Annotated in this window: 1 protein-coding gene; it reads left to right on the forward strand. The window is 56.7% G+C overall.

The features are described from left to right. Nucleotides 1-280 precede the first annotated feature (280 nt). Nucleotides 281-1,390 carry an alpha/beta fold hydrolase gene (locus tag C450_RS06585; protein ID WP_005041729.1) on the forward strand — a complete coding sequence of 370 codons (1,110 nt, stop codon included), beginning with the start codon at nt 281-283 and terminating at the stop codon, nt 1,388-1,390. The last annotated feature ends 274 nt before the right edge of the window (nt 1,391-1,664 follow it).

Below are 1,664 nucleotides of genomic sequence, written 5' to 3' on the forward strand. Positions count from 1 at the left end.
CCGAAAGCTGTCTGTTGGTGCACATCCACTAGCATACGGCGGGATGCTGTAGTTCCTCCGCGACTGTTTCACCAGACTCGGCAAGAGCGAAATAAGTTCCGAATATTTATAAATATTTCCTCGTCGTAAGGCTATGGCGATGGTTTGTCGGGGATTACCAGTCCAAACGAGACGACAGCACCGGATAGTAGCCCAATTCATATATTTTTCTAAACAATAGCTATAAGGTACCATTGGTCGTGCGTATTCCCGCAGCGGAAAACCAACTGAGAATCCGACGATGTCAGAAGAACACACACCGGCGGACGCACCGTCACCGGGCGCGAGTAAGATACAGACGGGCATCGAAAACGACTACTACTCACAGGAAGTTCACGGTCCGTTCGAGCTATTCTCGATGGATGCGTTCGAATTGGAGGAGGGCGAAACACTGAGGAACTGCACTATCGCCTATACGACCTTCGGCGAACTGAGCGACGAGAAGGACAATGCTGTCCTCTTTCCACATATGTACTCGGGGACGAGCAAGGACATGGAAATCTACGTGGGCGAGGAGATGGCGCTGGACCCGAACGAGTATTTCATCGTCCTGCCGAATCAGATCGGGGGTGGACTCTCGACCTCGCCGCACAACACGCCGCCGCCGGTCGGTCAGGGTGATTTCCCGGACGTGCGAATCTCGGACGACGTTCGCGCCCAGCATAAACTTATCACTGAAGAATTCGGTATCGAGGAACTCCAACTCGTGCTCGGGTGGTCGATGGGTGCCCAGCAGACCTACGAGTGGGCCGTCCGGTATCCGGAGATGGTCAAACGGGCGATGCCAATTAGCGGCACGGCGCGGAACCCCGTCCTGAGTGGGTTGCTCGTGGATGCGCTACGCACGGCGATCACGTCCGATCCCAACTGGGAGGGCGGGCACTACACCGACCCGCACGCGGTGCGAGAGGGGTTGCAACACCACGCGCGGATTTGGGCACTGATGGGGACGAGTTCGGCTCTGTGGCGCGACGAGGAATGGCGCGAGGCAGGATTTTCGTCGCTTTCTGATTTCATGTATGGGATGTGGGACGAGTGGTTCCTGCCGATGGACCCGAACGACCTGCTCTGCATGGCATGGAAGTGGAAACACGCCGATGTGAGCCGGGTCACAGGGGGAGACCTCGAAGAGGCACTCGGCAGGATTGAAGCGCGGACCTACGTCACGCCGTTCGATACTGACATGGTGTTCACGCTCGAAGACCATGAGGACGACGAGGAAATGATTCCCGACAGCGACCTCAACCCGATTTCGACGCCGTGGGGACATTTTGGAATGTTCGGGTTCGACCCGTCGGATATGGAGCGCGTTGACGAGACAATCGGGGAGCTTCTCGACGAATCGGTGTAGCTCATTTTCGTTTTCGGAATTTCGTGGCGAGCGACGAAAATCTCGCCGGTGTCGCGGAAGCGGTTGCGGGGCGGTGGCGGTCCTGGCGGATGAAGGGCGAGGTCGCCCGAAAATCAAAGATTTTCGGGATCGGGCGAGACCGAAGGTCTCGCAGACCTCGCGGGAGCAAAGCTCCCGCTCAGTGGGCTGTGTTGAATCGCCATAAGACAGTGGATTTCACTGTTTGACGGAGCGTTTGATGTTGTAGACGACACACATCAAGGTGATTTCTCGG

Source organism: Halococcus salifodinae DSM 8989, assembly GCF_000336935.1.
Classification (GTDB): Archaea; Halobacteriota; Halobacteria; order Halobacteriales; family Halococcaceae; genus Halococcus; species Halococcus salifodinae.

Bases quoted from the DNA above. Each gene is read 5' to 3' on its own strand.
- C450_RS06585 (WP_005041729.1), top strand. From the start codon at position 281: ATGTCAGAAGAACACACACCGGCGGACGCACCGTCACCGGGCGCGAGT.